Origin of the sequence: Tahibacter caeni (genome assembly GCF_024609805.1) — a bacterium.
In the GTDB taxonomy this organism is placed as follows: Bacteria; Pseudomonadota; Gammaproteobacteria; order Xanthomonadales; family Rhodanobacteraceae; genus Tahibacter; species Tahibacter caeni.
In genome coordinates this window covers 1-4115 of record NZ_JANFVR010000378.1, presented here as the reverse complement: position 1 = coordinate 4115, position 4115 = coordinate 1, and the positions used below count along the sequence as shown (strand labels likewise).

4 protein-coding genes are annotated in these 4115 nt (G+C 72.1%); all 4 read left to right on the top strand.

Annotated elements, in window-relative coordinates:
* On the top strand, positions 1 to 1155 hold a 1155-nt coding region (locus tag NON22_RS21090), incomplete at its 5' end, for a M23 family metallopeptidase (protein ID WP_257388956.1).
* Positions 1156 to 1570: 415 nt separating this feature from the next.
* Positions 1571 to 2803 carry an acyltransferase gene (locus NON22_RS21085; protein ID WP_257388955.1) on the top strand — a complete coding sequence of 411 codons (1233 nt, stop codon included), beginning with the start codon at positions 1571 to 1573 and terminating at the stop codon, positions 2801 to 2803.
* Positions 2804 to 2871: 68 nt separating this feature from the next.
* Positions 2872 to 3390 carry an RNA polymerase sigma factor gene (locus NON22_RS21080; protein WP_257388954.1) on the top strand — a complete coding sequence of 173 codons (519 nt, stop codon included), beginning with the start codon at positions 2872 to 2874 and terminating at the stop codon, positions 3388 to 3390.
* Positions 3387 to 4115 (top strand): hypothetical protein (locus NON22_RS21075; RefSeq protein WP_257388953.1); only part of this gene is annotated, 729 nt, incomplete at its 3' end. The genes NON22_RS21080 and NON22_RS21075, both read left to right, overlap by 4 nt.

Here is a 4115-nt window from a genome sequence, read left to right as displayed (position 1 = left end):
CTCGCCGCCGACGTCGCGGACGACCTGTCGCCCGGCCAGCGCCTGCGCATCCAGCAGCAGCTGGCCGCGAACCTGGGCTCGCCGGCGCTGCGCCGCGCCGTCGCCGCGCGCAAGGCCGCCGCCGCGGTGCCGCTGCAGTGGCCGCTGCGCTCGCTGCGCGACGACGGCTCGGGCTATCACGGCATCTCGAACTTCGTCGACCACGATCCGGCGTTTCCGGACCGCGTGCGCGACTACGCCTGCGGCGCGCGGACCTACGACGACACGCACGGCTACAACCACGCCGGCACCGACTATTTCCTCTGGCCGTTCCCGTGGCTGACGATGGACGACGGCGTGATCGCCGCCGTCGCTGCGGCACCGGGCATCGTCGCCGGGCGCAGCGACGGCCATCCGGACCGCTCCTGCGCAATGGGCGACCTGCCCTGGAACGCGGTCTATCTGCGCCACGACGACGGCAGCGTGACCTGGTACGGCCACCTGCGCCGCGGCAGCCTGACCGACAAGCAGATCGGCGATGCCGTCGAGGCCGGCGAATACCTCGGCCTCGTCGGCAGTTCCGGTTCGTCCACGGGTCCGCATCTGCATTTCGAGCTGCACGATGCGACCGGCCGCGTCGTCGATCCGCGCCACGGCGACTGCAACGCCGAGCCCGAGCGCTGGTCGCCGCCGCAGGCCTACGAGGATCCCGCGATCAACACGCTGTCGCTGCACACGCAGGAACCGGAATGGCTGAGCTGCGGCGACGGCAGCGAAGGCGCGACGCAGGAACACACCTACGCGAGCGACGCGATCGCGCCGGGAACCACCTTCCATGCGCTCGCGTCGTTCCGCGACCAACGCCGCGGCGACGTCGCGACGTTCGCGCTGCAGCGTCCCGACGGCAGCGAATTCGCGCGCTGGCAGCACGACCTCGCCGACGAGGATCTGCCGCGCGACTTCTACGCCGGCACGGCCTGGAGCTGGAGCCACACCCTGCCCGCCGAGGCGCCGCACGGCTACTGGCACTTCGTCGCCGACTTCCACGGCCGCCACTACACGCATGCGTTCTACGTCGGCAGCGAAAACGAAGCGCGCGCCGCCGCCGTGCTGCGCGAAGGCGCGGCCGTGCAGGCGCTGACGCCGGCGCACCGTCCCGAGCGCGGCGACCCGTAGCGTTCGCCCACGACCGGCCGGCCATCGGAATACGCCGCCGCGTCGTTCCGAGGCTGCCTGCCGCCGAAACGACTTCGGGACAGGCGGTTTCCGACTTCAGGACACCCGTTTGGAGATGTCCACTCGCCGGACAGCGGCGGCGGCCCCCTTGGGACAGCCACTTCAGGACACCCAGTTTGGGGACACCCGCTCAACCATCTTCGGGACACCCAGTTCTCGCGCATCTTCGGGAGACGCATCTTCGGGACACCCAGTTTTCGGAGCCCGTTTCCCCGAGCCGGCCGCAACTTCGCCCAGCTCGGCAACGAACCTGGGACACCCAGACTTCGGGCACCCGCCCCGCTGTGACAAATCGCCCCGCCGCGGCGAATGAACCGTAGAGCCCCGCGCTCTTCCCATCACTGCGGACTTCCCGATGAACCCGACCCTGACCCCGGCCGCGGCGGCCGGCTCGCGCCTGCACGCGTTCGACACCCTGCGCGCCGCCGCCTTGCTGGCCGGCCTCGCGCTGCACGGCGCACTGTCCTACCTACCCGGCGCCGAGCGCTACTGGATCGTCGCCGACGCGCCGAGCCGCGCGCTCGCGCTGCTGTTCTATCTCGTGCACTGCTGCCGCATGCCGGTGTTCTTCCTGCTCGCGGGCTTCTTCGCCGCGGCCGGCGTCGCGCGCCTCGGCGCGGTCGCGTTCGCGCGCGACCGGCTGCGCCGCATCGTGCTGCCGCTGCTGATGTTCTGGCCGCTCGTGATGACCGGCATCGTCGCCGTCGTCGTCGCCGCGGTCGCGCTGAAGAACGGCGGCAGCCTGCCGGCCGAGTCGCCGCCGGGCCCGCGCCTCACGCCCGACGATTTTCCGCTGACCCACCTGTGGTTCCTCTACGTGCTCGCGCTGTTCTACGCGGCCGCGCTGGTCTGGCGCGCGCTGCTCGCGCGGCTCGATCCGGCCGACCGCGTCGGTTCTGCCGCGCGCGCCGTGCTCGATCGCCTGCTGCGTCCCGGCGCGATCTCGGCGCTGGGCCTGCCGCTGGCCGCCTGCCTCGCGCGCACGCCGGACTGGCTGCCCTGGTTCGGCGTGCCGACGCCGGATCAGTCGCTGTATCCGAACCTCGCCGCGACGGTCGGTTTCGGCCTCGCGTTCGCCGTCGGCTGGCAGCTGCAACGTTCCGCGGCGTCCCTGCTGCCGCGGCTCGCGCGTGACTGGCCGCGGCACCTGCTCGTCGGCATCGCGGCCGCCGCCTTCTGCCTGTATCTCGCCGGGCCGCTGCCGACCTTGGCCAAGGCCGACGCTTCGCCGGTCTGGCCGCTGTATGCGATCGCCTATGCGGCGGCCGGCTGGAGCCTGTGCCTCGCCGCGGCCGGGGCCGCGCTGCGCCACGCGGACGCCTTCGATGCACGCCGGCGCTACCTCGCCGACGCCTCGTACTGGATCTACCTGCTGCATCTGCCGCTGCTCATGGCGCTGCAGGTCGCCGCGGCGCAGCTGGCCTGGCCCTGGTGGATCGAATACCCGCTGAGCCTGGCCCTGTGCCTGGCCGTGCTGCTCGCCGCCTACGCGCTGTTCGTGCGCGACGGCTGGCTCGGCGCGCTGCTCAACGGCCGCCGCCGGCCGCGCCACGCCGGCACCGGCGCGGCCGCCGTGGTGACGCCGTGATATTTCCGGCCGCCGCGGCGAATAAGCTAGCCGGAGCCGGCCCGGCTCCGCCGCACATCCACGGGACCATGCCTCCGACACCGAGCGACGACGCCTTCCTCGCCGCGCTGCAGCAGCACAAGGCCATCCTGTACAAGGTCGCCAACGCCTACTGCAGCCGCCGCGAGGACCGCGGCGATCTGATCCAGGACATCATCGTCGCGCTGTGGCAGTCGTGGCCGCGCTACGACCGCAACGCCGCGTTCGCCGGCTGGATGCAGCGCATCGCGATCAACGTCGCGATCTCGTTCTATCGCGGCGAAAGCCGGCGCATCCGCGACGCGCTGCCGATCGAGGACTTCGGCATGGACCTGGCCGCGGCCGACCGCGTGCTCGACGCGGAAGGCGACGACCTGCGCACCCTGCATCAGCTGATCGCGCAGCTGGACGAGCTCGACCGCGCGCTGGTCCTGCTCTATCTCGAAGGCCATGCGCAGGACGAGATCGCGGCACTCGTCGGCCTCAGCGCGACCAACGTCGCGACGCGCATCAACCGCATCAAGCAGAAATTGCAGCGCGCCTACGCCGCTGCGGAGGACGACCTATGACTACGCTCGACTTCGACCGCCTCCGGCAGCGCTGGTCCGAGCAGAGCCGCGCGATCGACGCGCAGCTCGCGCTCGACGTCGACGCCGTGCGCCGCCGGCTGACCGCGCAGACCGCGACGGCGCTCGTGCGCCAGCGCAATCGCCGCCTCGGCGCATTGCTGCTCGGCGGCGCCGCGTTCGCCGCCGTCCTGATGTTCCTGCGCGCGAACGCGGCCGATCCGGCCTACGTGCTGCTGGCGCTGCCGTTCGCGCTGTTGCTGCTGGCCGTCGGCATCGTAGACCTGCGCGAATGGCTGGCGCTCGGCCGCATCGATTTCGCCGAGCCGCTGACGCGGCTGCGCGCCGAGTACGACGAACTGCGCGAGCGCCGCCTGCAGATCGTCCGCCTGATCGCGCAATTGTCGGTGCTGCTGTGGCTGCCGCTGATCTTCGTGCTCGTCAAAGGCCTGGTCGGCGTCGACCTGCTGCGCCGGCTGCCGTTCAGCGTGACCGCCGTGAACGTCGCGCTCGGCGTCGCGCTCGTGCCGTTCATCGCGATACTCCTGCGCTGGATCGCGCGGCGCCGGCCCGATTCGCCGGCGCTGCGCCGCTTCGCCGACGAAGCCGCCGGCCGCGACTGGCAGCGCACGAGCGATCATCTGAACCGCCAGCTCGACTTCGAACGCGAGATCGCCGCGGACGCCGGCGAGCGCGCCGTGCGCCGCGCGGCGGCGCAGGCGCTGCCG

Excerpts from the sequence above, each read along its gene's own strand:
- NON22_RS21085 (WP_257388955.1), top strand. The coding sequence starts at position 1,571 with ATGAACCCGACCCTGACCCCGGCCGCGGCGGCCGGCTCGCGCCTGCAC.
- NON22_RS21080 (WP_257388954.1), top strand. The coding sequence starts at position 2,872 with ATGCCTCCGACACCGAGCGACGACGCCTTCCTCGCCGCGCTGCAGCAG.